21 protein-coding genes are annotated in these 22,007 nt (G+C 62.8%); 12 read left to right on the forward strand and 9 right to left on the reverse strand.

What is annotated here, in order from left to right; translation table 11 throughout:
* Window positions 1-2 precede the first annotated feature (2 nt).
* From P9A16_RS18245 to P9A16_RS18265, 5 genes are all read right to left on the reverse strand, one after another.
* Window positions 3-1,004 (reverse strand): dihydroxyacetone kinase subunit DhaK, encoded by a 1,002-nt coding sequence (locus tag P9A16_RS18245; protein WP_050745669.1) that lies wholly within the window; start codon window positions 1,002-1,004, stop codon window positions 3-5.
* 23 nt (window positions 1,005-1,027) lie between these two features.
* Window positions 1,028-2,062, reverse strand: coding sequence for an ABC transporter permease (locus P9A16_RS18250; protein WP_050745668.1), 1,035 nt, complete (start codon window positions 2,060-2,062; stop codon window positions 1,028-1,030).
* Entirely contained in the window at window positions 2,059-3,627 is a 1,569-nt protein-coding gene (locus tag P9A16_RS18255; RefSeq protein WP_443021677.1) for a sugar ABC transporter ATP-binding protein, read from the reverse strand. Before P9A16_RS18255 ends, P9A16_RS18250 begins: the two co-directional genes overlap by 4 nt.
* A gap of 74 nt (window positions 3,628-3,701) precedes the next feature.
* Window positions 3,702-4,712 carry a substrate-binding domain-containing protein gene (locus P9A16_RS18260; RefSeq protein ID WP_023512499.1) on the reverse strand — a complete coding sequence of 337 codons (1,011 nt, stop codon included), beginning with the start codon at window positions 4,710-4,712 and terminating at the stop codon, window positions 3,702-3,704.
* A 29-nt stretch (window positions 4,713-4,741) separates the two neighbouring features.
* Window positions 4,742-5,764 carry an ABC transporter permease gene (locus P9A16_RS18265; protein WP_023512498.1) on the reverse strand — a complete coding sequence of 341 codons (1,023 nt, stop codon included), beginning with the start codon at window positions 5,762-5,764 and terminating at the stop codon, window positions 4,742-4,744.
* 196 nt (window positions 5,765-5,960) lie between these two features.
* On the opposite strand from P9A16_RS18265, the gene P9A16_RS18270 reads away from it, so the two are divergent.
* On the forward strand, window positions 5,961-7,046 hold the full coding sequence (locus P9A16_RS18270) for a LacI family DNA-binding transcriptional regulator (RefSeq protein ID WP_278025850.1): 1,086 nt from the start codon (window positions 5,961-5,963) through the stop codon (window positions 7,044-7,046).
* 17 nt (window positions 7,047-7,063) lie between these two features.
* A complete protein-coding gene (locus tag P9A16_RS18275) occupies window positions 7,064-8,125 on the forward strand; it encodes an aldo/keto reductase (RefSeq protein ID WP_278025851.1) in 1,062 nt (353 codons plus the stop codon).
* Window positions 8,126-8,141: 16 nt separating this feature from the next.
* Here P9A16_RS18275 and P9A16_RS18280 read toward each other — a convergent pair whose 3' ends face one another.
* From P9A16_RS18280 to P9A16_RS18290, 3 genes are all read right to left on the reverse strand, one after another.
* Window positions 8,142-8,873 carry an IS5 family transposase gene (locus tag P9A16_RS18280; protein WP_278025896.1) on the reverse strand — a complete coding sequence of 244 codons (732 nt, stop codon included), beginning with the start codon at window positions 8,871-8,873 and terminating at the stop codon, window positions 8,142-8,144.
* A gap of 259 nt (window positions 8,874-9,132) precedes the next feature.
* Window positions 9,133-9,408: a hypothetical protein gene (locus tag P9A16_RS18285; protein ID WP_024270403.1), complete on the reverse strand. Its 276-nt coding sequence runs from the start codon at window positions 9,406-9,408 to the stop codon at window positions 9,133-9,135.
* A gap of 231 nt (window positions 9,409-9,639) precedes the next feature.
* A complete protein-coding gene (locus tag P9A16_RS18290; RefSeq protein WP_278025852.1) occupies window positions 9,640-9,783 on the reverse strand; it encodes a hypothetical protein in 144 nt (47 codons plus the stop codon).
* Between P9A16_RS18290 and P9A16_RS18295 the strand changes: the two genes are divergently transcribed.
* From P9A16_RS18295 to P9A16_RS18305, 3 genes are all read left to right on the forward strand, one after another.
* Entirely contained in the window at window positions 9,773-10,828 is a 1,056-nt protein-coding gene (locus P9A16_RS18295; protein ID WP_278025853.1) for a porin, read from the forward strand. The two genes, P9A16_RS18290 and P9A16_RS18295, sit on opposite strands and share 11 nt — an antisense overlap.
* Window positions 10,829-10,991: 163 nt before the next feature.
* A complete protein-coding gene (locus P9A16_RS18300; RefSeq protein WP_023512658.1) occupies window positions 10,992-11,669 on the forward strand; it encodes a winged helix-turn-helix domain-containing protein in 678 nt (225 codons plus the stop codon).
* Window positions 11,656-13,005, forward strand: coding sequence for a sensor histidine kinase (locus tag P9A16_RS18305; protein WP_278025854.1), 1,350 nt, complete (start codon window positions 11,656-11,658; stop codon window positions 13,003-13,005). The genes P9A16_RS18300 and P9A16_RS18305 overlap by 14 nt, the downstream gene beginning before the upstream one ends.
* Before the next feature lie 235 nt (window positions 13,006-13,240).
* On the opposite strand, the gene P9A16_RS18310 is transcribed toward P9A16_RS18305, so the two are convergent.
* Window positions 13,241-14,371 carry a histidinol-phosphate transaminase gene (locus P9A16_RS18310; RefSeq protein ID WP_278025855.1) on the reverse strand — a complete coding sequence of 377 codons (1,131 nt, stop codon included), beginning with the start codon at window positions 14,369-14,371 and terminating at the stop codon, window positions 13,241-13,243.
* A gap of 127 nt (window positions 14,372-14,498) precedes the next feature.
* Here P9A16_RS18310 and P9A16_RS18315 point away from each other — a divergent pair, with 127 nt between their 5' ends.
* From P9A16_RS18315 to P9A16_RS18345, 7 genes are all read left to right on the forward strand, one after another.
* Complete coding sequence (locus P9A16_RS18315) at window positions 14,499-15,266, forward strand: SDR family NAD(P)-dependent oxidoreductase (RefSeq protein WP_023517073.1); 768 nt, start codon at window positions 14,499-14,501, stop codon at window positions 15,264-15,266.
* A gap of 248 nt (window positions 15,267-15,514) precedes the next feature.
* The gene (locus tag P9A16_RS18320; protein ID WP_278025856.1) at window positions 15,515-16,648 is read left to right on the forward strand and encodes an ABC transporter ATP-binding protein; all 1,134 of its coding nucleotides are present in this window, start codon (window positions 15,515-15,517) and stop codon (window positions 16,646-16,648) included.
* A gap of 32 nt (window positions 16,649-16,680) precedes the next feature.
* Complete coding sequence (locus P9A16_RS18325) at window positions 16,681-17,796, forward strand: ABC transporter substrate-binding protein (protein WP_023513490.1); 1,116 nt, start codon at window positions 16,681-16,683, stop codon at window positions 17,794-17,796.
* A 65-nt stretch (window positions 17,797-17,861) separates the two neighbouring features.
* Entirely contained in the window at window positions 17,862-18,806 is a 945-nt protein-coding gene (locus P9A16_RS18330; RefSeq protein ID WP_023513489.1) for an ABC transporter permease, read from the forward strand.
* Window positions 18,803-19,603 (forward strand): ABC transporter permease, encoded by an 801-nt coding sequence (locus P9A16_RS18335; RefSeq protein ID WP_023513488.1) that lies wholly within the window; start codon window positions 18,803-18,805, stop codon window positions 19,601-19,603. The genes P9A16_RS18330 and P9A16_RS18335 overlap by 4 nt, the downstream gene beginning before the upstream one ends.
* A gap of 38 nt (window positions 19,604-19,641) precedes the next feature.
* Window positions 19,642-20,970 carry a histidinol dehydrogenase gene (gene hisD, locus P9A16_RS18340; RefSeq protein WP_278025857.1) on the forward strand — a complete coding sequence of 443 codons (1,329 nt, stop codon included), beginning with the start codon at window positions 19,642-19,644 and terminating at the stop codon, window positions 20,968-20,970.
* A gap of 4 nt (window positions 20,971-20,974) precedes the next feature.
* Window positions 20,975-21,988 carry a zinc-dependent alcohol dehydrogenase gene (locus P9A16_RS18345; RefSeq protein ID WP_278025858.1) on the forward strand — a complete coding sequence of 338 codons (1,014 nt, stop codon included), beginning with the start codon at window positions 20,975-20,977 and terminating at the stop codon, window positions 21,986-21,988.
* Window positions 21,989-22,007: the final 19 nt, after the last annotated feature.

Raw genomic sequence — 22,007 nt, forward strand, 5'->3', positions numbered from 1 at the left:
TTTCACCCTGCAATGTGCTGGAAGAACGGCGTGTTGGCCGGAGCGGCGACAAGGCGGTCGAGCTCGTCGTCGAGATGCAGGATCGAGATCGACGCGCCGGCCATCTCCATCGAAGTGGCGAATTCGCCGATCCAGACATGTTTCGCGGTAACGCCGCGCGCTTCCAGAAGCTGCGCGACGCGGCGGAAGAGGATGTAGAGCTCCTCCAGCGGCGTGCCGCCGAGGCCGTTGACAAGCACGGCGACGTTGTCGCCGGACTTGTAGTCCGTTTCCGCGAAGATGCGCTCCATCATCTCGTCGACGACCGCATCGGCCGGCGCCAGCGTCTTGCGGCTGATGCCGGGTTCGCCATGGATGCCCATGCCGATTTCCATCTCGTCTTCACCTATGGAGAACGTGGCGTGGCCGATTTCCGGAACGACGCAGCTGGAGAGTGCGACGCCCATGGTGCGGGTATGCAGCCGTGCCTTGTCGGCAAGGCGCGCGACCTCATCGAGCGGGAGGCCTTCGGCGGCCGCTGCACCGGCGGTCTTGTAGATGAAGAAGATGCCGGCGACGCCACGGCGCTTGTGTTCCTCCCCGACCACCGAGGAGGCGACGTCGTCATTGCCGACGACCTGCTTGACCACGATACCGTCAAGATCGGCAAGTTCGGCAGCCATGTCGAAATTGATGATGTCACCGGTGTAGTTGCCGTAGATGTAGAGGACGCCGGCACCTTGATCGATATGCTTCGTTACCTGGTACATCTGCTCGGCGCTGGGCGACTGGAAGACGCCGCCAACCGCCGCTCCGTCGAGCATGCCCTCGCCAACGAAGCCGAGGAAGGTCGGCAGGTGGCCCGAGCCACCGCCGGTCGCGATGCCGACCTTGCCGGGTTTGGTTCTTGCGCTGACCAGGCAGCGCAGGTCGTTGGCCGTATAGGTGACGGCGGGATGCGCCTTGTAGATGCCTTCCAGCATCTCGTCGACGAAATTGACGGGGTCGTTCAGAAACTTCTTCATGCTCTTGCTCCGGGAATTGGGGATTATTTCTTGCGCTGGCGCGTGACGAAGAAGGCGGCGGCCAGCAGGATGAAGCTGCCGACGACGAGCCGCTGCCAGGTGCTGGGAATGCCGACCATGACGAGCACGCTGTTGATGACAACGATCAGGAGCACGCCGAGTAGGGTGCCGAGGACCGTGCCGGTGCCGCCGGTGATGCGCGCGCCGCCGAGTACGACGGCCGCGATGACGTTGATCTCGGTGCCAACGAGATCGAAGGGATTTGCCTGCCGGTTGGCGCAGACATGGATGATGCCGGCAAGGCCCGCGAGCGCGCCCGCATAGCCGAACAGGAAAACATGCACGGTGCGCAGGTTGTACCCGAGGCGGCTTGCGATGTCGGCATTGCCGCCGACGGCGAAGATGGCGCGGCCCATCAGGGTACGGTTGAGGATCCACCAGGTCACGAAGGCGGCAATGGGCAGGACGAGGAAGTAGAACGGCAGCGTGATCAATGCGCCATTGGCGGATTCGAGCTGCAGGAGCGGCATGCGCCCGAAGCTGCCCATCTGCGGCGGCAGCGACATGATCCAGACCGTACCGATGAAGGAGAGCAGGAAGCCGCGGAAGAGATACTGTGTGCCGATGGTGACGATCAGCGATGGCACCTTCAGGTGATGAACGAGCAGTCCGTTGACAATGCCGAGCGCCGCGCCGCCGACCGTTGCCATGAGAATGATGAGGGCGATGGGCAGGTTCGGCAGATAGGTCTGCACCAGCACGGTCATCGAATACATGGTGAAGGCCGCGATCGCCGTGAAGGACACGTCGATGCCGCCTGCCGCCAGGATGATGAAGACGCCGAGCGCGAAAAGCCCCATGACCACGCTGGCGCGGCCGATGTCGATAAGCGTCGAGGGTTGCAGGAAGGCCGGGTTGGCGATGGTGACGCCGACACAGATCGCCACCAGAAGCAGGAACGTGATGGTTTCCGGTCGGCGGCGCACGAGTTCGCTGAAGCTGAAGGAACGCGACGGGCCGGCGGTGCCGTGGAGTTCATCGGTTCGTGAGGCACTCATTGCATGGTCTCCGTCGTGGTCGCCAGCATTGCTTTGTAGAGCTGGTCTTCGGTTGCCTCTCCGGCGCCCATTTCCGCGACCACCCGGCCGCTGTTCATGACGAGGATGCGGTCGGCGTTCTGAAGGAGTTCGGGCAGGTCGTCGCTGACGATGACGAGCCCCATGCCCGCTTCGGCAAGGGCCTGTATGACGCGATAGATCGTGTCCTTGGAGCCGACATCGACGCCGACCGTGGGCCCGTGCAGCACCAGCAGTTTCGGTGCGATGCTCAGCCACCGGCCGATCAGCACGCGCTGCTGATTGCCGCCCGAGAGCGCCCCGACAGGCAGGTCGAGATTTTTCGTGTTGAGCCGCATCTCCTCGGAAAGACGGGCGGCGATCCCGCGTCCTTCTTCCCGGTCGACAACGCCAAGCGAATTGGCAAGGCGCGAAACGATGAGGGCGATTTCGTTCTCGAAGATCGACTTGTCCAGGAAGAGACCTTCGGCAAGCCGGTCCTCCGGGACATAGCCGATACCATGCGCGATGGCTTCCGCAGGCGAGCGGACGGAAACGACCTTGCCATCGAGTGTCACTGTGCCGCCCGTGGCAGGGGCAACGCCGGTCAGGGCCAGGGCAAGCTCGTTGCGGCCGGAATCGGCAAGACCCGTGATGCCGAGGATTTCGCCCTTTTTCAGGGAGAAGCTCATCTCCCGCACGCCATCGACAACGAGCCGCTCCACTTTGAGCAGCTCCTTGTCTGACAGTTTGCCCGTGCGGTAGCGCTGGGCATCGATGGAACGACCGGTCATCAGTTCGGCGAGTTCCTTCTTGCTGTAGGTTTCGATAGGCCCCTGAGCGACGCACTGGCCATCCCGGAAAACGACGGCGTGGCCGCCGATGCGATAGCATTCGTCCAGCTTGTGCGTGACGAAGAGTACGGCGACGTTTTCAGAACGCAGGCGCTCGACGACCTGGATGAGATTGTCCACTTCCCGGCGTGTCAGTGACGTGGTCGGCTCGTCCATGATGACGAGTTTGGCGCGGGTCGCTATGGCCCGGGCGATCGCGACAAGTTGGCGGGAGGCGAGCGGCAGGTCGGAAACGATTGTGTTGAGGAAGGTCCGGTCGCTCGGCAGGCCTACGGCGGCCAGCGCCCGCTCCGCGGTTTCCTTCAACCGCTTGCGATCGAAGAGACGTGCAAGACGGCCGCTGGCGTTCACCAGCTGCTCGTTCATCGCGACGTTCTCGGCGACCGTCAGATTGGGCAGCAGCGACAGATCCTGGTAGACGGTCTCGATGCCGGCGGCGAGCGACTGGATCGGTGTCAGCGACGCAAAGGTCTCGCCACCCAGCACGATCTCGCCTGACGTCGGGGCATGCGCACCCGACATGATCTTGATGACGGTGCTCTTGCCGCACCCGTTCTCGCCAAGAAGGTGGTAGGCCTCGCCCGGATGGAGCGTCAGATCGATGCCGCGCAGGGCATGGACGCCGCCGAACCACTTCTGGATGTTCCTGAGTTCAAGGAGCGCTGCCGGTTGCTGCGCTGTTTGTGCTTGTGCCGCCACGGAAATTGTCCTCATGCTGACCGGCGTTTTGCCACGCCGGGCGATCCCGGCCGGAAGGGGAACCTTCCGGCCGGCTGACGGTTTGTCGATTAGAACAGGTGTTCCTTGTAGGTCGCCTTGTCGGCGAGGACCATGCCGTTGCCGAGGATCAGCAGGCCCTTGCCCGGGCCCTGCTTGACCGAGACCTTGTTGTAACCTTCGACGCCGAGGTCCATGCCGTCGGTGACTTCCTTCTTCTCCAGCAGCAGGCGTGCGACGGCGTTCATCGCCATGCCGGCCTTCTGCGGGTCCCAGAAGCCAATCGCCGTGATGGCACCGGATTCCAGCAGGTCGGCCGAGGGGTTCGGCAGGCCGGTGCCGACGAGGCAGACCTTGCCGCTCAGACCCGCTTCGTCGATAGCGCGGCCGACACCGAGCACGTCGTTGCCCGCCGAGGTCTGGAAGCCCTTGATGTCGGGGTGCTTGCGCAGGATTTCCTTGGCTTTCTCATAGGTGCCGTTGGCATCGTCGAAGGATTCGTTGTTCGGATCGACGAGTTCCATGCCGGCATGTTTCTTGGCGTTCTCCTCACCGGCGCCGACCCACTGCATGTGCGTGCGGCTACCGAGCGAGCCGACGAAGGTCGTCCACTTGCCTTCCTTGCCCATGCATTCGGCGAGGCGTTCGTTCAGGGCCGAGCCATAGTCTGCATTGTCGAAGGCCTCGACGTCGGCATGGGTGTTCACCTGGTTATCGGCTTCATGGGTGACGACGACGATGCCGCGCTCCATGGCGCGCTGGAAGGTGCCTTCCAGAACGGCCGGGTCCATCGGCACGACGGCAAGGGCGTTGACGCCCTTGGCAACGAGGTCGTTGACGATCTGCAGTTGCTGGGCCGAGTCCGCTGTTGCCGGGCCACTCTGGCTTGCAACGACGTCCGGATTGGCTTCCTGATAAGCCACGACGCCGGTGTTCATGCGGTCGAACCACGGAATGCCGCTGATCTTGACCACGGTGGCGATGACCGGCTTTTCCTGTGCGACCAGCGTGCCGATCGAGCCGGCAAGCGCAACGGCCGCAACTGTCGTTCCAGCCAGTACCTTCTTCGAAAACGATTTCATGTTTTCCTCCACGAATTTTCCCTCCTGTTTCACTTCGGCGTTTGAGGGACAGGCACCGAAGGGGTTGGCGAGCGGCGTCCCGGGGACAGGAAGCCAGCGATGTCGTAGCGGCCGACGGCCAGGAAGGTGAGCAACAGCAGCCCCCAGGCGAAATCACGCACGAAATTGGAAAGGCCGCTGAAATTGAGCAGGCTCGACATGAGCTGCAGGGCGATGGCGCTGAGGACGACGCAGACGACGCGCCCATAGCCGCCCTCCGGCTTCACCCCGGCCATCACGGCAATGAGGATGGCGATGAGCAGGTACGAGCTGCCGTAGTCGAACTTCACATTGACGTTGCGTGCCGCGATGATGATGCCGACAAGGCCCGACAGCAGGCCGGATATCGCGTAGGTGGCGACGATCACGCCGTTTCTGGGAAAGCCTGCATAGACGGCGGCCTTGGGATTGGTGCCCATCAGCATCAGCCACAGGCCATAGGGCGTGAACTTCAGCAATGCGGCGACAGCGGCCGCGACCAGAACGAAGACGAGGAAGCTGATCGGAACCCCGGCGATCATGTCGTTGCCGATGCCCGACAGCAGCGCTGGGCTGCCGACCGTCACGGCCTTGCCGCCGGAGACGACCACGGCGAGCCCCATGAAGGCCATCTGCGTCCCGAGTGTGCAGAGGATGGGCGTGATGTTCAGCCGAGAGATGAGGACACCGTTGATGATGCCGCCGGCAAGGCCGACGAGGAGGGCGCCCAGGATGAAGGCGAGACTGAAGGCCGTTCCGCTTTCCGCCGCCGAGATAAACGACGAGACGATGACGGCCGACAGGACGCCGGAAAGGTTAGCGAGCGCAATGCCCGAAAGATCGATACCGCCATTGCCGGCGCACATGGCGAGCATCACGCCGATGGCCAGGAGACCGATTTCCGGAACCTGGCTCGCCATGGACTGGAGATTGAAAAGGGAAAGGAACGAGCCGCCGGAAATCAGGGCGCCCGCCACCAGCAAAAGGCCGTTTATCACAGCAAGCATCGCCAGCTGTCTGCCGGTTTTTTGCATGATTTCCTCCCATTTGTTTACTAAATAAAGTCTAGCTTCACTAAAACGCTAGCAAAGGACTTTTGGCCTGACAAGCCCCGTCGGAGTGGAAAATTGGTTGCGAATGGGGTCGATTTGCCCTAGGTCTCGCAAAGTTCATCTAAATCGTTTAGTAAACTTGTTCGCAGTCGCAGCATGAAAAGGCCCGCATCTCCGCATGAAGAAACCGGGAAAACCGACCATCAGGGATATTGCCGAGACGGCAGGCGTATCGCCCGCGACGGTTTCGCTCGTGTTGAACGGCAAGGGAGAGATTTCCGGCGTGACGCGGGCGCGGGTGCTGGAGGCGGTGGCAAACCTCAACTACGTACCCCGGGCAACGCGAAGCAGCGCGGAGCCCGGCGAAACACTGCGTTTCCTGAAGATCGCCAAGCATGGCCATACCGTCAACCGCGACCATAGCGTCTTCATCTCCGACTATATCGACGGCATGTCCGCCGAGGCGACACGGCGCAACTACACGCTGGAGGTCGTGAGCTTCGAGGGCCAGCCGATCAGCACGGTGGCGGAATCGCTGGCCGGCGCGCCGATATCAGGCGTCATCGCGCTCGGTACGGAGCTGACGGAAGCCGATATCAGGCTTATCCAGGGCCTGGGTTTCCCGACCGTCTTCATCGATACGTTCTATGACGTGCTCGAAGCGAATTTCGTCGATATGAACAACGAGGATGCGGTCTACAAGGTGGTCTCGCGTTTCCGCATGCAGGGGTTCCAGCGTATCGGCTTTGTCGCTTCTCATGTCGACACGACCAACTTCCGCCTGCGCCGCGAAGCGTTCTTCAAGAACATGGAGCGGCTGGGCCTGCCGGTGAACGGGGCTGACATCCTCTCGGTGGAATCGACCTATGACGGCGCCTATCTCGATACGCGCGCGCTGCTGTCGGCCGGGCTCGATCTTGCGGAATGTTATTTCTGCACGAACGACATCATCGCCTACGGCTTCATCCGCGCACTTCGCGAACATGGCATTTCGATTCCGCAAGACGTCTCGATCATCGGCTTCGACAACCTGCCGCAGAGCGCGACGATGGAACCGGGGTTGACGACGATCGACGTGTCGAAGCGCAAGATCGGCTATCTCGCCGTCACCGTGCTCGATGACCTCATCGCCGCCGCCGAGCCTCAGCCGCCGGTCAAGATCCTCGTTGGCGCGGAGCTCGTTCTGCGCGCCAGCCACGAGCACGGTGTCTCGAAGACGGTGCCGGAGCGCCCGAAGCGCAAAACCCGGCAGCCGGCGCAATAGAACCTGGGAGAAGCATCATGGAATACAGGACGCTCGGCCGCACGGGCCTCAAGGTTTCGGCGATCGCCATGGGCACCTTCTCCTTCGGCGGGGTCGGCGCCTTTGCCCGGGTCGCCAACCAGGGTGTCACCGAAGCGCGCCGTCTCATCGACTGCTGCATCGACGGCGGTGTGAACCTCTTCGACACGGCCAACATGTATTCGCTCGGTCGCTCGGAGGAAATTCTCGGTGAAGCGCTCGGTGACAAGCGCGAAAAGGTGCTGATCTCGTCCAAGGCCCGCATGCGTATCGGCGATGGGCCGAACGATGAAGGCACGTCGCGCTACCATCTCATCCGCGAATGCGAGCGCAGCCTCAAGCGGCTGAAGACCGACCACATCGACATCTACTTCATGCATGAATGGGACGGTGTGACACCGGTCGAAGAAATGCTGTCGGCACTCGATACACTGCGCCAGCAGGGCAAGATCCGCTATGTCGGCTGCTCCAACTATTCCGGCTGGCACATCATGAAGGCGCTCGGCTTGGCGGAGGCGAAGAACCTGCCGCGCTTCGTGACCCAGCAGATCCACTACACGCTTGAGGCACGCGAAGCCGAATACGAGCTTCTGCCGATTTCTGTCGATCAGGGCCTCGGCGTCATGGTTTGGAGCCCGCTCGCCGCCGGTCTGCTTTCCGGTGCCTTCGGACGCGACAGGACGCCTGCCGATTCCCGTCAGGCCGTCGGTTGGAGCGAACCACCGATCCGGGACCGGGAGCGCCTGTGGTCGATCGTCGACGCGCTTGAGGTCATCGCCAAAACCCGTGGTGTCTCGGTGGCACAGGTCTCACTGGCCTGGACCCTCTCGCGCCCTGCCGTTACAAGTCTCGTGGTCGGCGGCCTCAGCGAGGATCAGTTCCGTGACAACATCGCCGCTGTCGATCTGAAGCTGAGCGAGGAGGAGCTGGACGCGCTGAACAAGGTCAGCCGCCCACCTTACATCTACCCTTACTGGCACCAGCACAACTTCGCCGCCGCGCGCTTCAGTGCTGGCGACCAGGCCCTGCACGACAGCTACGCAGATCTCGGCATGATCTAGGCTCAGGGCTCGTTGATCAGATCCAGAATATGACGGCGGCTGTGATGCAGATGGCGGATAAGAATGTGTGTGCGCACCGGTCGTAGAGTGTTGCGATGCGCCGCCAATCCTTGAGTTTGGCGAACAGGTTCTCGACCTTGTGGCGCTGACGGTAGAGCGTCTTGTTGTAGGCGAATGGGACTTTGCGGCTGCGACTGGATGGGATGCAGGGCTCGATGCCTCTGGCTTCGAGCTCCTGGCGGAACCAGGCGCTGTCAAAACCGCGATCGGCGATGAGGTGTTCGGCCGGTGGCAGGGCATCAAGCATGAGGCGCGCGCCTTTGTGGTCGCTCATCTGGCCTTGCGACAGGAGCAAGATGATCGGCCGGCCGTCACCGTCGCAGACGGTGTGGAGCTTGGAGTTCAGCCCGCCCTTGGTTCGCCCGATACGACGGGAAATATCCCCTTTTTTAGTAGGCTCGCCGCGGTGCGATGAGCCTTCAGTTGCGTCGATCATGATGCGTTCGGGTTTTGGCCCTTCACCCGCAAGGCCAGCGAAGATGCGGTCGAACACGCCCATTAGGCTCCAGCGGACGAAGCGGTTGAAGAGCGTCTTGTGCGGGCCATACCCTATCGGCGCGTCCTTCCACTGCAAGCCGTTCCTGATGACATAGACGATGCCGCTGATCACTCGCCGGTCGTCAACCCTCGGAACACCGTGCGACAGCGGGAGGAACGGCGATATCAGCGCCATCTGGCGCTCGCTCAGCGCAAAAGATCACCCATCACAGCCTCCTTCAACAGAGATCCTGAATCACATCTCAATCCAAATTAATAGGTCCTGAGCCTAGGCGATATGTAAGGATTCGGTTGCGGCAAGTTATGGCGCTTCTCTCGCATGCGGAGATGATCCTGCATGTGAGGGAGGCGCCATAAATTATTGATTATGCTCGGGAGGATAGCAAAGTCAGTGTCTGCTGGCAGTCTTGCAGGCGCGGGATCGCGCGTGCGGTGCTTTGGCCGTCATCCTACCTGCTGCGCGAGGTCCGGGTCCACTCGGTCTTCGGATTCGTGATCGAGACCGTGCCGAGCCGCTCGTTCGTCCGTTCGACCTTGCCATTGTCGAGTACGCGGAACGTGACGTCGGGGTCGGAAAGCGAGCGGGCGGTATCGCCCGGCTTGCCGTGTCCCTGGACGATGCTGCCCAGCACGCTGCTTGTCGCGTTCATCCCGCTGTTGGCCGATGCCGAAGCCGAGGCGGCGGCGAAGAGGAGGAGGGTGATGGTGGCGATCTTGATGGTCATGGTGTTGTCCTCGTCATAGCGCTGCTTCGTTGCAGCAGGAGGACAGTACGAAGCGGATTTCACGCCCCCATCGCGTGAAGCTTACAAATTTGTCAAAGCATAGTGCGGGAAAGCGGGACTTGTTTTGTCTGGATATGCGCTCATGGATGCTTCTTTCTGTCCAGGCGCAAGGCGAACCCTGCCGGTTGTCTTGAATGATCCATTCTCTTTCAAGAGGACAGAGGAAATGTATCAAAAATACAACAATCTCTCGCCGAGCGCCCGGCTTACAGTGCTGTAAACTTCAGGAAAATCTGCCGAAAACTTGGGCGCGCCAAGTGGAGCGGCCCCGACATTGGGGTAGTTGCTCTTCTTGAGGTGAAAGATGAAATCCATTCGCACCGTCCTGTTGGCCGCCGCTGCTGCGTCAACCTCTTCCCTTGCCTACTCGGCCGATGCCGTGGTCGCCGCCGACCCGGAACCCATGGAATATGTCCGCGTCTGTGATGCCTTCGGCAACGGCTATTTCTACATTCCCGGAACGGAAACCTGCCTGAAGTTCAGCGGCTATGTTCGCTTCGACGTTCAGGGCGGCGAGGCGCTCGGCCGTGACACCGATCTTGACGGCGATGGCGATGCCTTCGATGCCCGTTCCCGTTCGTTGCTCCGCATCGATACTGCGTCCGATACGGAGTATGGCCCGCTGAAAACGCATACCGAGATTCGATTCAACTATCACGGCGGCTATGCAGGCCCGAACTACGCCTCGTCGGGTTATGATGCCGGCACAGACATCTTCCTCTACCAGGCCTTTATCGATTTCTATGGCTTCCGTGTCGGTAAGGGCGAGTCCGCATTCACGACATACACGAACTACGCCGGCAATGTCATTCAGGACTGGGTGACGAAGTACGGACCGTTCGAGACCAACTTTATCGCCTACAACTATGACAATGGTAACGGTCTCACCGGCGTGCTCAGCCTCGAAGACGACCGCGGCGAGGGCAAGGGCTACATGCCCGATTTCGTGGTCGGTATCGGTTATTCGGCAGGCGCCTATGGCGTCAAGCTCGTCGCGGGTTACGACGAATCGATGAAGGAGGGCGGGATCAAGGCCCGTGTTGACGGATCCTTCGGCGGTTTTTCTGCCTTTTTCATGGCCGGCTGGAACACTGATGGCGACCGCGGGCCGAATCGCTTCGCTGCCTGGTCCGGCGACTACGCGCTCTGGGCTGGCGTTTCCGCGCCCCTGGCTGAAAAATTCGTGCTGAACACCCAGCTTTCCTATGACGAAGCCGACAATTTCGCTGCGGTCGCCAATGTGGACTTCAAAGTCGTGGACGGCTTCACCGTCACGCCGGAGGTTCTCTACATGGACAATTTCGACCGCAAGGACGCCGACGCCTGGGGTGGCATGCTCCGCTTCCAGCGCAAGTTCTGACCATGAAGACCGGGCGCCCTTGGTGCCCGGTCCCGAAGCCTTTCGCATATATCACAAATTTGTAAACAAGCTTGTCTCAGTTTCGTCCAAACAACCCGCAATCGATCTGGCGGGCGGCGCTGCTTCCATCTGCGCTTCGCCCGGTGGAAGCATGAGGGCCTGAATGAAGATTCTTTTACTCGAGGACGACAGCAAGACGGCCTCGTATCTGGTCAGGGGCCTCTCCTCGGAGGGGCATGTCGTGGATCATGTTACGGATGGGCGGGATGCGCTGGCACTTGGTCTCGATTGCACCTACGAGGTGATGATCGTCGATCGCATGGTCCTCGGCCTCGATGGCCTGAGCCTCGTCAAGGCGCTGCGCTCGGCCCATGTCCAGACACCCGTCCTGTTCCTGACCGCGATGAGCGGTATCGACGACAAGGTCGAAGGTCTGCAGGCCGGCGCTGACGACTACCTCGCCAAACCCTTCGTGTTTTCCGAACTGATGGCGCGGATCGGCGCCCTGACACGCCGGCCCCCGCTCTCCCAGGAAAAGACGCGCCTCAAGGTGGGAGACCTGGAGGTCGATCTGATGCGCCGGACCGCCGAGCGCGCCGGTACACCGATCGAGCTGTTGCCGCGCGAATTCGCTCTGCTGGAGCTCCTGATGCGCAATGAAGGCCGGGTTCTGACGAAGACGATGCTGCTCGAGCGGATCTGGAACTTCAACTTCGATCCGCAGAGCACCGTTGTCGAGACCCATATCAGCCGGCTGCGGGCCAAGATCGACAAGCCCTATGGCCGCTCCCTTCTGCATACGGTGCGCGGCAACGGATATTCCCTGCATGCGCGGCAGTAGCTTCCTGCGCAGTACGGCGCTGAAGCATGCCGCCGCCTACATGATGCTGTTTGCGGTTGCCAATCTCAGTGCCAATCTTATCGCCCATCGCATGGTGCTGAATTTCCTCGACGATCGCCTCAATGCCAGTGTCCTGGAGCGGTTTCGCGAAATCTCCTCCGCCTTTGATGTGGGGGGCGTTGCCGCGGCGGTCACGATGATCAAGAGCCACGGGCCGGCGATCCGGGGGGAGGAATCCGTCTACAATCTGCGGGATCCAGGCGGCCGGCTTCTCGCTGGAAATGTCGAGCTGCCGCAGGCGGGCAAGGGGTTCTCGAGCCTCAATCCGGCGCGTTCGGACGACGGCGCACTCGCCTACAAGCTCTATCGCGGCGACCTTGGTGACTATGCCCTGACGGTGGGGGTGAGCTACAAAGACACCGACAGGCTGACGCGGATCGTGACGACCAGCTTCGGCTGGGCGACGGCGATCTCCTTCGGCCTCGGGACCGGGGGCGCCATCCTCGTTGCCGGGCGGCTGCGCCGGCGCGTCCGAAGGCTGGTCAGGGTCGCCCATGCGATTGGCAATGGCGAACTTGCCCTCAGGCTTCCAGTCTCCCGGCAGGATGATGAAGTCGATCATTTGGCCAAGGAACTGAACGGGGCCATCGGGCAGCTGGAATCGAGCGTCACCGCGCTGAAGCAGGTGACGACCGACATCGCGCACGACCTGAAGACGCCGCTCGGCCGGATCTTTCTGATGCTGGACGAGTCCCTGCAGGCGCAGGATGCAGAAAGCGGCCGCGCCTTTACAAGTGCCGCGCTCTCGGAGCTCGCCGGCATTTCGACCACCTTCGATGCCCTCCTGCGGATCGCCCAGATCGAGGCGCGCGACCGCCGCACGAATTTCCGGTTCTTCGACCTGCAAACCCTTCTTGCCGATATCCACGATGCGTTCCGGCCGATTGCGGAGGATGACGGCTACATCCTGCATCTTGAATGCGACGGCGCGGCCATCGTCTTTGGCGATGCCGATCTCATCCGCCAATTGTGCGTGAACCTTCTCACCAACGCGCTGCGCCACACGCCGCCAGGCACGACGATCGAAATCGCATCGCATCTCACGCCCGGCCATGTGCATCTTGTCATATCCGACAACGGTCCGGGCATTCCCGATCGCGAGCGCGGGAAGGTCTTCGACCGCTTCTACAGGCTGGACAAGAGTCGGAATTCGCCGGGAACCGGCCTCGGGTTGAGCCTCGTCAAGGCGATCGGTGAATTGCACGGCGGCACAGTGGCCCTGTCCGACAATGCGCCCGGGCTTGTCTGCACCGTGCGCCTGCCGTCTGCCGGCTGATCCGGACGGTCCACCCTTCGCCAGTTTGAATTTTTGTAAGCTTCCCGCCGAACTGCCACAAAGTCCGCGCACTATCATTGGCGCGGATACGGAGGAGACCTGCCCATACCGTTTCCACTGCCGCCTGCTCGAGACTGACCTCCTCGGGCAGGCGGCATGCGTTTGTCCGGGGTGGATCGCCGTCCTCACGTCGAAGCGAGTTGGGAAAGCCGCACGACGATGTTCTCGTCTTCAACTATCCGGCAGATTTCGCCGCGTCCACGTCCTCCGCATCCGCAAGTGCGCGAAGGAAATGGTCGTTCTCCTCCCGCGAGCCGATGCTGACACGGATGAATGTCTCGAAGCCGGGTTGCTTCCAAGGTTTGACGATGACGCCACGCTTCAGCAGCGCCACGGCCAGATCCGAAGCATTCTTTCCAGCATCGATGAATAGGAAGTTTCCTTTCGACGGCGCGATCCGGTAGCCGGCGGCAGCGAGGGCTGTCTTCAGCCGTTCCCGTTCCGTAAGGGCGCTCTTGACCGATTGCGCGAGGTGATCCAGGTCTTCGAGGGCGGCGACCGCCGAGGCCTGGGCAATGGCGTTGGTGTTGAACGGGGTGCGGGCGCGGTTGAAAAAATCGCAGAGACCGGTGTCGCTGACGACGCCGTAGCCGATACGCAGGCCCGCGAGGCCATAGGCCTTGGAGAAGGTGCGCAGCACCACCCAGGGGATATCCTTGCCCTTGAGCATGTCGATCGCCGACGGATAGTCGTCGCCGGCGGCATATTCCGCATAGGCCTCGTCGATGACCAGCAGCGTCTCTGCGTCGAGCGCGGCGATGACCGCCGCCAACTCATCCGGTGTCAGCCAGCAGCCGACCGGGTTCATCGGGTTGGAGAACATCAGCATGCGCGGCTTGCGGGATGCGGCGGCAAGGAGCGCCGCCTTGTCGATGGTCAGGTTCTCGGTCACCGGCACGCGCTCGATCCGGCCACCCATCAGCGCCGTATAGTCTTCATGCAACGGGAAGGAGGGGTAGAGCGTCGCGACCGTGTCGCCGGGGCGCACGACCGAGCGGCAGATGACGCCGATCAGGTCTTCCGAGCCGTTGCCGAGGATGACCTGCCGGCTATCGACGCTGAAGCTGGCGGCGAGCCGGGTGCACAGGGCGCGGCCCTGTGGATCGGGATAGAGGCGGGCGAGTTCGCCGATGTCGGAAAACAGCCGTCGCAAGGCCGGCGAGGGGCCAAGGGGGTTCTCGTTGGAGCCGAGCTTGGCGATGGTGTCCACCTGATACGTGGCCCGCACTTCTTCGAGCGTCAGTCCGGCATTGTAGGGCGGGATAGAGCGGATTTCTCCGCGGATCAGGCTTGAAGGGTCTGCCATTTTGCGGCTCCATGCGATCGGTTTGCCATGCCGCATTCATACGCCCGGAATTTTGATCTGTATATATGTATAGACATTTTCTTGCGGAAGTGCTGTCCTCTGGCAGGAAGTCAATCGAGGTGCCGCCATGAACCGTCCGATCTTCGATCTCTCCAGCCGCCGCGCGCTTGTCACCGGGGCCAGCCGCGGGATCGGCCAGGCCATTGCGGTGGCGCTTGCCGAAGCCGGGGCGGATGTCGCCGTCACGGCGCGTGCGCTTGAGGGGCTGGCGGAGACCCGGGCGCTGGTGGAAAAAGCCGGACGGCGCTGCGTGGCGCTCGTGCAGGATGTCCGCGACGTGGAGGCCAGTGCGGCCGTGACGGCCGTGGCGGCCGATGCGCTGGGCGGCCTCGACATCCTCATCAACAATGCCGGCTTCGAAAATGTCCGCCCCTCCTTCGATGTCGATGAGGCCCTGTGGGAATCGATCCTCTCGACGAACCTGAAGGGCGCCTTCTTCTGTGCGCAGGCGGCGGGCCGCATCATGGCCAGGTCCGGTGGCGGCGCGATCGTCAATCTCTGCTCGCTGACCTCCTATGTCGGCATTCCGACGGCGGTGCCCTATGGAGCGTCGAAATCGGGTCTTCTCGGCGTGACGCGGGCGCTTGCCACGGAGTGGGCGCCGCACAATATTCGCGTCAACGCCATTGCCCCCGGCTACTTCCGCACGGCCATGACGGAGGCGTTCTACGAGAACGAGGAGTGGCAGACGCGGATGCTGGACAAGATCCCGCAACGCCGCTTTGGTGGTGAAGGCGATATTGGCGGTGTGGCGGTTTTCCTGTGCAGTGATGCGGCCGCCTATGTCACCGGCCATTGCATTCCGGTCGATGGCGGCTACCTTGCCTCGATCTGACAGCGCCAGCGCCTTGTATCGCTCGTGCCGTCTTTAGAGGCAGGCATGAGAGGCGATTTTTCGCTATTGCACAAAATTTAGGCGGATGGTTTTGCAGTGCAAAAAATGCGCATATTTGGTTGACGGAGCTTGTATGCATATGTATAGACAACCTTACGAGATGCTCGGTCGCCCGCCCGCGGCCGTAGTGGCAAGAGGAAGCCTTCCAGCGCCCCTGCGTCGCCGGTAGGGCAGCACAGGGGAATGTCATGGGCGTTGTCGATGCCGAACAGCGTGCGGCCGAGCCGCTCGACCGGATTGCGGTCTCCGTCAAAGATGTCAGCATGGTCTTCGGCAATGTCCATGCCGTAAAGAGCGCATCCTTCGATCTGCCGAAAGGCCGGTTTCTCACCATCCTCGGGCCTTCGGGATCCGGCAAGACGACCTTGCTGCGCATGATCGCGGGCTTCGATCGCCCGACCGGCGGCGAGATCTTCATCAATGGCCAGCCCGTCAGCGCCGTGCCGCCGCATGGCCGGGCTATCGGCATGGTGTTCCAGAAACTGGCGCTTTTCCCGCACATGACAGCGGGGGAGAATGTCGCCTTCCCGTTGAAGATGCGCCGCCACGATGCCCGCCGCATACCGGAGAAGGTGGAGCGCTATCTCGATCTCGTCCGCCTTGGCGGCTACGGAAACCGGCGTATCAACGAGCTTTCCGGCGGCCAGCAGCAACGCGTGGCCATTGCCCGTGCCCTGGTGTTCGAGCCGGATCTCCTGCTGCTCGACGAGCCGCTTGCCGCGCTCGACCGCAAGCTGCGTGAGGAAATGCAGCTGGAGTTCCGCCGTATCCAGAAGGAGCTCGGCGTCACGACGATCAACGTCACACACGACCAGCGCGAGGCACTTGTCGTTTCCGATGAGATCGTCGTCATGGACGGTGGCTCGATCCAGCAGAAGGCGCGCCCGGTGGATGCCTATCGTGCGCCCTCGAACGCTTTCGTCGCCAACTTCATCGGCGTCACCAACTTCATCGAGGGCAGGGTGGTCGAGCTTGCCGGAGCGCGCGCGACGATCGAAGCCAGCGGTCTTCGCCTTGCCGGCCTTGCGGCGGACGCAACGCTTGCGACCGGAAAGGCCGGCACCGGCGCGGTGCGGGCCGAGCAGATCCGCGTCGCGCCCAGGAACGGTCGGCTGGATGGCCTCGAAACCGTTGTCGATGGCCTCGTGGACGACTGCATCTTCGAGGGCGAGCGCGTCGTCTATGAAATCCGGGTTCCACAGCTCGGCGACGTCATGATGCGCGTCTTCGATCACGACCCCGAATCCCATTTGCAGTTCGGCCCGGGCGACGCGGTACGCCTCGGCTGGAATGCGAGGGACATGCATGTCTTTGCAAGATAACCAACGAAGGCTGAGCCAGAGGAGAACGCGTAATGTCGCATGATAAATTTTCTTCCATGCAGATCCGTCGCCGCACGCTGCTGGCGTCGATGGCCGCGGCCGGTGCGTCCGCGGGTCTTTCGACGCTCGGCGTCAGCCGCGCCTTTGCCCAGGAGCCTGAAAAGCCGGCCGAGATCATCGTCCGCGCCTGGGGCGGAAGCTGGGTCGAGGCGCTGAAGGCCGGTGTTTCCGACAGCTTCACCAAGGCGACGGGGATTGCCGTCCGTCATGACCTGACGGAAGACAACGAGATCCAGCCGAAGGTCTGGGCCGCCGTCGCCCAGAAGCGGGTGCCGCCGATCCACATCAACTGGGACACGACCACCAACGCCACCAAGTCGGCGCTGCGCGGTGTGACGGAAGACCTGTCGGACCTGCCGAACCTCAAGAACACCACCGATCTTGCCAAGCCCGTCGGGCTCGATGGCTATCCGATCGTCAACACCTATGGTTATGTCTACGTGCTGGCCTACCGCCCGTCGGCCTTCCCGAACGGTGCACCGAAGTCCTGGAAGGATCTTCTTGATCCGAAGCTGAAGGGCCGCATCGCGCTCTACAACGACGGCATCGGCTTCCACTTCCCGGCGCAGGTCGCCGGCGGCGGCAAGTTGGAGGACATTCCCGGCAACATGCAGCCGGCCTGGGACTTCATCTCGAAGATCAAGGAGCAGCAGCCACTGCTCGGCGAGGATCCGGACTTCACCACCTGGTTCCAGAAGGGTGAGATCGACGCCGCCTGCACCATTTCGACCAATGTGCGCGAAGCCAAGAAGAACGGCATCGAGCTTGCCTGGGTGGTGCCGGAAGAGGGCGCCAAGTTCGATACGGACGGCCTGTGGATCCCGAAGGGCCTGCCGGAAAACGAACTCTACTGGGCCAAGCAGTACATCAACCATGCGCTGACCAAGGAAGCCCAGCAGGTCTGGCTCGACGGTCTCGGCCTGCCCGGCGTCGTGCCCGGCCTTACCCCGCCGGCCGATCTCGTCAACGACCCGTCCTACCCGACCACGGAAGAGGCCTTCAAGCACCTCATCCGCATCTCGTCCAAGGTGCAGGTCGAGAACGAGAGCCAGTGGTTCGCCAAGTTCAAGGAAATCATGCAGGGCTGATGCCCTGTCTGCCCGCCGCACACCATCGGCGGCGGGCACTCTCCTTTCGTTAAGAGGATCGGTTCATGCGCACTCCCCGTGCCGCATATCCCGTGACATGGCGTGTCATGGATATGCTCGAACGCCTTGCGGCCGCCGTCTGGCCATCGAGTTTCCAGCGGGGCTTGCCCTATCTCATGCTCATGCCGGCGATCGTTCTGGTGGGGCTGCTGGTGCTCGGCCTCCTGCAGATCGGCGATACGAGCCTCAGGACGCTCGATACCAGCACGTTTCTGATGTCGGAGACCTATACGCTCGCCAACTACCAGCGTGCGCTGACGGAGAGTTTCTTTGCGACGGTGGCCGGCCGCAGCCTGATGGGCTCTCTGATCGTCACCGCGGTTACGCTGCTCTTTGCCTTCCCCTATGCCTACCTGATGGTGCGCACGCCCTCCTCGGCGCTGCGCAAGTTCCTGCTGGTCGCTCTCTTCCTGCCGTTCTTCATCGGCCAGGTCGTGCGCGCCTATGGTTGGCTCATCATCCTCGGCAACCAGGGCATGGTCAACGAGGCGCTGGGGCTCGTCGGTGTGCCGCCGATGCGGCTGCTCTACAATTATCCGGCCGTGCTGTTCGGCCTCGTGCAATACATGCTGCCCTTCGCGGTGCTGATGCTGGCTCCGGCGCTGACGGCCATCCCGAACGAGCTGGAGGCTGCTGCCGCCTCGCTTGGCGCCGGTTGGGTGCGTACCTTCCGCCATGTCGTGCTGCCTTTGTCCCGTCCGGGCCTTGTCGGCGCCGGCCTCGTCGTCGTCACGCTGTCGCTGACGGACTTCGCCATCCCCGCCATCCTTGGCGGCGGCACCCAGGATTTCATCGCCAATGCGATCTACGACCAGTTCTTCCGCACTTCCGATCAGGGGCTCGGCGCGACGCTGTCGCTGATGCTCGTCGCCGTCGGATCCATCCTCGTCGGGGTCGTCTTCATGCTCTTCGGCGCCGGCACGCTTGCCATGGGGGAGACGCGTAAATGACCGGTAGCCGCAGCAAATCCGTCGTCCTGTGGACCTTCGTCGTCGCCGCGCTTCTCATGCTCTCCGCGCCCACCATCGTGGTGCTGGGCGCCTCGTTCACGGCCGGCAACATCATCACCTTCCCGCCGGACGGCCTCTCTCTCAAATGGTACGGCGCGATTTTGCAGGCAAGCGATCTCCGGCAGGCATTCCTGCGCTCGCTGATCGTCGCCACCATCTGCACCATCGTCGCCATCCCCGTCGGCACGCTTGCCGGCATCGCCCTTGCCAAGTACCGCGTGCGCTTCGCCCGCTCCATCCAGATTTATCTGCTGCTGCCCTTCACCATCCCGTTGATCGGCTCCGGTATCGGCCTGATGCTGGTCTTCGGCAATGCCGGCGTGCTCGGCAAGCTCTGGCCCGTCGGCATCGCCTGCTGCGTCATCAACCTGCCCTTCATGATCTGGGCCGTGACCGCGAGTGCCAGCAACCTCTCGCCCGACCTGGAGCTGGCGGCGGCCAATTGCGGGGCGCCGCCCGTGCAGCGTTTCCTCTACATCACGCTTCCGGCGGTGCTGCCGGGCGTCATCACCGGCTCGCTCCTGATGTTCATCCTCGCGCTCAACGAGTTCCTGGTCAGCCTGCTTCTGGTGGATGCCCGAAGCGTTACGCTGCCGGTGCAGATCTACAATTCCATCCGGTCGATCATCACGCCGGATCTGGCCGCCATCTCGGTGGTCTTCATCGCCTGCGCCGCCGTGGCGATCGCCCTGCTCGATCGCCTGGTCGGTCTCGACATCTTCCTCAAATCGAAGTGACCCTTCGGCCCTTAGGGGCCAGCCATAAGGACAAGACGATGACATCAGTGTCTTTCTACGAGTATTCCAGGCTCAACGCCGAGGAGAAGGCGGCCCTCCTGCGCCGGTCGGAGAGCGATATTTCGAGCTTCATCGAGAAGGTCGCGCCGATCCTGGAGGCTGTGCGCACCGAGGGCGACAAGGCGCTGGCGCGTTTCGGGCGCGAGCTCGACAAGGCCGCCGTGACCGAAGCCAACCTCAAGGTCACCGAGGCGGAGTTCGACGCGGCCTTCAAGCTGGTCGATGCGAGCGTCGTGGAATCCATCCAGTTCGGTATCGACAACATCCGCACCTTCCATGAGGAGCAGAAGCCGGAGGCCATGTGGCTGAAGGAGATCCGGCCCGGCGCCTTTGCCGGTGACCGTTTTACGCCCATCCAGTCGGTCGCCCTCTATGTGCCGCGCGGTAAGGGCTCCTTCCCCTCGGTGACGATGATGACCTCGGTCCCTGCTGTCGTGGCCGGCGTGCCGAAGCTTGCCATCGTCACGCCGCCGGCGCCGGACGGCTCTGTCGATGCCGCGACGCTGGTCGCCGCGCGCCTTGCCGGCGTGGAGACGGTCTACAAGGTCGGCGGGGCCCAGGCCGTGGCCGCGGTCGCCTACGGTACCGAAACCGTCAAACCGGCGCTGAAGATCGTCGGACCGGGCAGCCCCTGGGTGGTCGCCGCCAAGCGCTCGCTGTCCGGTGTCATCGATACCGGCCTTCCGGCCGGCCCTTCGGAGGTGATGATCCTTGCCGATGAAACGGTGCATGGCGGGCTTGCCGCGCTCGATCTCTTGATCGAGGCCGAACACGGCCCGGATTCGTCTGCCTACCTCGTCACCCACAGTCGCCGGGTCGCGGAGGAGGCGCTTGCCGCCCTGCCGGACCACTGGGCGCGCATGTCGGAGCAGCGCGTCGCCTTCTCCAAGGCTGTGCTGACCGGCAAGACGGGCGGCATCGTGCTTACGAGCTCGATCGAGGAAAGCTACGCCTTCGTCAATGCCTATGCGCCGGAGCATCTCGAGCTCCTCTCGGAAGAGCCCTTCATCCATCTCGGCCACATCACCGAGGCGTCGGAGATTTTGATGGGCACGCACACCCCGGTCAGCATCGCCAACTTCTCGCTCGGGCCGAACGCGGTCCTGCCGACGAGCCGCTGGGCCCGCACTTTCGGTCCGCTCTCCGTTACCGATTTCGTCAAGCGCAGCTCGATCGGCTATGTCACCGCGCCAGCCTATCCGGAGTTTGCGCGGCATTCGCACAATCTGGCGGTCTACGAGGGCTTTTCGTCCCATGCGCTGGCCGTGTCGCCGTTGCGCCAGACCTATCTGAAGAAGGGCGGCTGAGACCATGAAGGCGGTGCGGCTCCACGATGCGAAGGACCTGCGGGTGGAGGCGGTGGCCCCGCTTTCCGCACCGTCTGCCGGCTTCGTCAATCTCGCGGTCCGGGCCGCCGGCATCTGCGGCTCCGACCTGCACAACTACCGCACCGGCCAGTGGATCACACGCCGGCCTTCGACGGCGGGGCATGAGTTCTGTGGCCGCGTGACGGCGGTCGGCGAGGGCGTCGGCCATGTCGCCGTCGGCGATATGGTCTGTGCGGATTCCCGCGTTGGATGCGGCACCTGCCCGGCCTGCCGCAGCGGGCGCATCAATGTCTGCGAAAGCCTCGGCTTTGTCGGCGAAGCCTGCGATGGAGGCTTTGCCGAGGCGGTGCAACTGCCTGCCCATCTCGTGCTGCGCCATGATGCGGCGCTTTCGCCGCGTGTCGCCGCGATGGCCGAACCGCTGGCGGTGGCGCTCCATGCCGTACGCCGGCTGGCCGCTCCGGCGGGTGAGCCGGTGCTCGTCGTCGGCTGCGGCACGATCGGCGGGCTGAGTGCGCTGCTGCTCTCGCGTCTGCACGACGGCCCGCTTCTTCTCGCAGACCTCAATCCTGAAAAGGCGGCGCTGGTAAAGGTGGTGGCGGGCGGTACGGTGGTTGCCCTGGAGCGGGATGCCCTCGACACGGCGCTTTCCGGCCGGCGGCTGCGCTATGCGCTTGATGCGACGGGCAGTGTCCGGGCCATTGCCGGTGTGCTGGACCTTCTCTCCGGCGGCGGCGCGCTGGCCCTCGTGGGCATCGGCCACGGCAAGCTTGATCTCGACCCCAACACCCTCGTTGAGCGGGAAATTGCGCTCGTCGGCTGTCACGCTTTCGCGGGCGAACTTTCTGAGGCTGTCGGCCTGCTTGCCGAGCTTTCCCCGGCGCTTGAGCGCTTGATCGAGGTCCTGCCGGGGCTCGATGCGGTACCGGCGGCCTATGAGCGGCTTTTGCGGGGAGAAAGCCGGGCGCTGAAGACAATCGTCGCCGTGGCCGACTAACCGCTGCGTCATTCCGGTT

Source organism: Shinella sp. 838 (genome assembly GCF_029623935.1).
Lineage (GTDB): Bacteria > Pseudomonadota > Alphaproteobacteria > Rhizobiales > Rhizobiaceae > Shinella.